Source organism: Anoxybacillus sp. (genome assembly GCF_036834105.1).
Lineage (GTDB): Bacteria > Bacillota > Bacilli > Bacillales > Anoxybacillaceae > Anoxybacillus.
In genome coordinates, this window is sequence record NZ_DAITON010000179.1 from 1 (window position 1) to 3,481 (window position 3,481).

Sequence of the window (3,481 nt, forward strand, 5' to 3'; positions counted from 1 at the left end):
CTTCTAAATTGTTGGCGAATCCGTTTAAGTGTGCAAAGTAGTGGTACGTATTGTTGATGTCACGAATACCGATGCGCCAACCACCGTATTTGTTCCAACCTTTTAATTCAACGATGCCATAACATGTAGAGCGCACAGGTGTGCCATAATGGGCGAAAATATCCGTTCCTTCATGAATGCGACGACCTCCCCAACCGCGTGCATCTCCCCACGTACTTCGGTAACTATATTCAAAGCGACGCGGAATGGGAAAAGCGTATTGGTCGAGTTGAAGCGTTCCGAAATGTTTATAAAGCTTTACTTTGCCTAAAATCATATCGACGGTTTTACTTCGTTCATAATAATCCCATAGCGCCATTTTTATATGCGTATGATCTGTTCCGTATGATCGTAAAAAACGCGCGAAAGCAAATAGAACGTCCTCATCATTTGTTCGATCTGCAAAACCGTCTCCATTTCCATCTATACCTATTCCACCGAATTGGCTAATTGTGAATGGATTTTGATCTTCTTGATTAAAATTAAGTGGCCCTGACCATCGTTCTGGAGGAATATAAATGCTAATCACTCCTGTCGGCTTTGATAAGTCGCGCCGCGCTTGCCGAATGCTACGTTCGTATTGATCGATTGCTGCAAAATAATACCACGGGATCAATGAAATGGCTTCCGCTTTTTTATAAAGTTCCATTCGCTTGTCGTATAAATCATTTGGTGCAGCTGCAAGTGCTTGGAACGGCATGAAAAGAAGAAAGATGATGCACCATAATGTTTTCACGCACTCTTGCTCCTTTCTCCGAAGTTCATATCATTAGTTTGAGGTAATTGACCTTTTTCATAAATAAAAAATGTTGGAAAAACAAACTGTTTTGTATTGTAAAGCAATAATTCGTATAATGAGTAATGTATATTAACGAGTGGAGCGTGAAAATGATGTCAACAAAAGAACAGCACCTTCGCAAACCAGAGTGGTTAAAGATAAAGTTAAATACGAATGAACACTATACGGGCTTGAAAAAAATGATGCGTGAAAAACAATTGCATACTGTATGTGAAGAAGCGCGTTGCCCGAATATTCATGAATGTTGGGCTGTTCGTCGAACGGCAACGTTTATGATTTTAGGGGACGTATGCACGCGTGCTTGCCGCTTTTGTGCTGTCAAAACAGGATTGCCAACTGAATTAGATTGGCAAGAACCAGAGCGTGTGGCTGAATCTGTTCGTTTAATGAATTTAAAACACGTTGTCGTCACTGCAGTAGCTCGCGACGATCTAAAAGATGGCGGAGCAGCTGTATTTGCGGAGACTGTGCGTGCCATTCGTCGGAAAAATCCGTTAACGACAATTGAAGTATTGCCATCGGATATGGGGGGCATATATGACAACTTAAAAACGTTAATGGATGCACGTCCTGACATTTTAAACCATAATATTGAGACGGTTCGCCGCCTTACTCCACGTGTTCGTGCACGTGCAACGTATGAACGTTCACTTGAATTTTTACGCCGCGCAAAAGAGATGCAACCTGACATTCCAACAAAATCAAGCTTAATGGTTGGACTTGGAGAGACGAAGGAAGAAATTTTAGAGGCGATGGATGACTTACGGGCGGTAGGAGTGAATATTTTAACAATCGGCCAATATTTACAGCCGACAAAGAAACATTTAAAAGTAGAGAAATATTACCATCCTCATGAGTTTGTGGAATTAAAAGAAATTGCGTTAGCCAAAGGATTTAGCCATTGTGAGTCTGGTCCTCTCGTTCGCTCTTCTTATCATGCTGACGAACAAGTACAATCGGCAAAAGCAGTGGAGTAAATATATAAAGGATGCCCCCTCAAATCGAGTGGGACATCCCTTTTGTTCATTTCATCATATTCATTTCTTCGCGTTGCACACCGTTTTCGTTTTCGCCACTACTTATTTTTTTGCCTTGAGGCGATTTAAGCATTTCATTGATCGTCTGTTGCAAAACTTGATCGACATTTTGGCTATTTGCATCTAAACGGCCAAAGCGTTCAATATCTTGAAACATGCGTGGATTGTCGGAAACATACACGTGATAATAACGCGGTACGACAGAAATGGCTGTTTTTTTCACTTGGTCAGCTGTTTCAAATCGGTTTGTACTGTCTGTTTTGTAAACAACAAAGACGGTATCGTCTGTAACAAGTGTCCCGACATCATAAACGTTCGGAAGTTGTGTGCATAATTTACTGATTAAATCAGCGACATTTTCACGATTTAATACAGGCATGGTCGCATATTGCGTTGTGTCCCCTGGGATGGGGCTTGTTTGATGACGGACGTAGCCGAAATTTGTTAGACGTGAATCAAGTCCGTTTCGCACACCATGCGCGTTATATAAATCGTTTCGTGAACGAACGTTAATCGTTGTTCCGCTTTTTTCATACAAAGATGTTGGTTCATTTGTTCCAGCACATCCGGATAATAAAGCGATGGCGCTTACTCCTGTAATGATCCATGTTTTCCGCAAAGCAACTCCCCCCTTCTTCTTTATTATTCGTTTTATTGAGCAATTCATAATGGTCATTGCTTGGGGGAAAGACATGTTTTATGATAGAAATGGAAAGAAGAGGTGAGGACGATGATTTGTATTCATCATACGTGCTACGAACTTATAGAAAATGTGCGCAACGGTTTCAATGAAGAAGCATTTCGGGCACGTTATACAGATATTTTAAATAAATATGATTACATTGTTGGGGACTGGGGATATAACCAACTTCGTTTACGCGGTTTTTTTGACGATCACAATCAGAAGGCGACATATGATACGAAGATAAGTACGTTATCGGAATATTTGTTTGAATATTGCAATTTTGGTTGCGCATATTTTGTGTTGCGTAAAGTGAAAAAATAGGTCAAGTATTCTGACCTATTTTTTCATGAATATGGCTGTTGTCCATTTTCATCTGGATCATCGTGCATCGGATGAGCCCCAGGGTCTTGGCGTGGGATGTTTTGATGAAGCGATTTATATTCGTAATTAAATGCACTGTAATATCGTTGTCCTTTTTGCCAAGGTGTACTTTTGTTTTGAACAGGCTCATGTTCACCACGCGGGGCGCCATACGGAACTTCTGGCAGCGTTTCTGGAACGAGAAAGTTTTTCCGTGCTTCTACTGTTGAAAAATCGTGGTATGTTTCATCGGTCATGTACGACCCTCCCTTCGTTTTTTTACATAGCGTTCCACTTAACCGACAATTTCATGTAAAAAACTTCTCAACTCATTTGCTTCTTCTTCGTTTAAATGATATACATGTTCAATATATCCCGGTTGTTGCAAGTCATCTGAACCGATAATGGCATATCGGTTGCTTTGTAAATCGAGTACGAGCACTTTTCCATAAAAGCGGTCTGTCTGGACGATCGCTAAGTCAAATCGTTCTTCTTTGCCAACGAAGCTGACGAACCGCGTTTTCGTATCAACTGTCTCATCATATAAAAAGAACTTCTCCA

The 3,481-nt window shown here is 40.8% G+C and carries 6 protein-coding genes; 2 read left to right on the forward strand and 4 right to left on the reverse strand.

Going from position 1 to position 3,481, the window contains the following annotated elements; genetic code table 11:
* The coding region (locus V7Z64_RS12390; protein ID WP_334110595.1) for a M23 family metallopeptidase at positions 1–775 on the reverse strand (775 nt) is incomplete at its 3' end.
* A 125-nt stretch (positions 776–900) separates the two neighbouring features.
* Between V7Z64_RS12390 and lipA the strand changes: the two genes are divergently transcribed.
* Complete coding sequence (gene lipA, locus V7Z64_RS12395) at positions 901–1,815, forward strand: lipoyl synthase (protein WP_334110596.1); 915 nt, start codon at positions 901–903, stop codon at positions 1,813–1,815.
* A 46-nt stretch (positions 1,816–1,861) separates the two neighbouring features.
* Here lipA and V7Z64_RS12400 read toward each other — a convergent pair whose 3' ends face one another.
* Positions 1,862–2,494 (reverse strand): YhcN/YlaJ family sporulation lipoprotein, encoded by a 633-nt coding sequence (locus V7Z64_RS12400; protein WP_297987848.1) that lies wholly within the window; start codon positions 2,492–2,494, stop codon positions 1,862–1,864.
* Positions 2,495–2,605: 111 nt separating this feature from the next.
* Between V7Z64_RS12400 and V7Z64_RS12405 the strand changes: the two genes are divergently transcribed.
* Entirely contained in the window at positions 2,606–2,881 is a 276-nt protein-coding gene (locus V7Z64_RS12405; RefSeq protein ID WP_297987850.1) for a YutD family protein, read from the forward strand.
* Positions 2,882–2,904: 23 nt separating this feature from the next.
* On the opposite strand, the gene V7Z64_RS12410 is transcribed toward V7Z64_RS12405, so the two are convergent.
* Both V7Z64_RS12410 and V7Z64_RS12415 read right to left on the reverse strand, forming a co-directional pair.
* On the reverse strand, positions 2,905–3,177 hold the full coding sequence (locus V7Z64_RS12410; RefSeq protein WP_297987852.1) for a cytosolic protein: 273 nt from the start codon (positions 3,175–3,177) through the stop codon (positions 2,905–2,907).
* A 38-nt stretch (positions 3,178–3,215) separates the two neighbouring features.
* Positions 3,216–3,481: DUF3055 domain-containing protein (locus V7Z64_RS12415; protein WP_334110600.1), on the reverse strand; the 266-nt coding region annotated here is incomplete at its 5' end.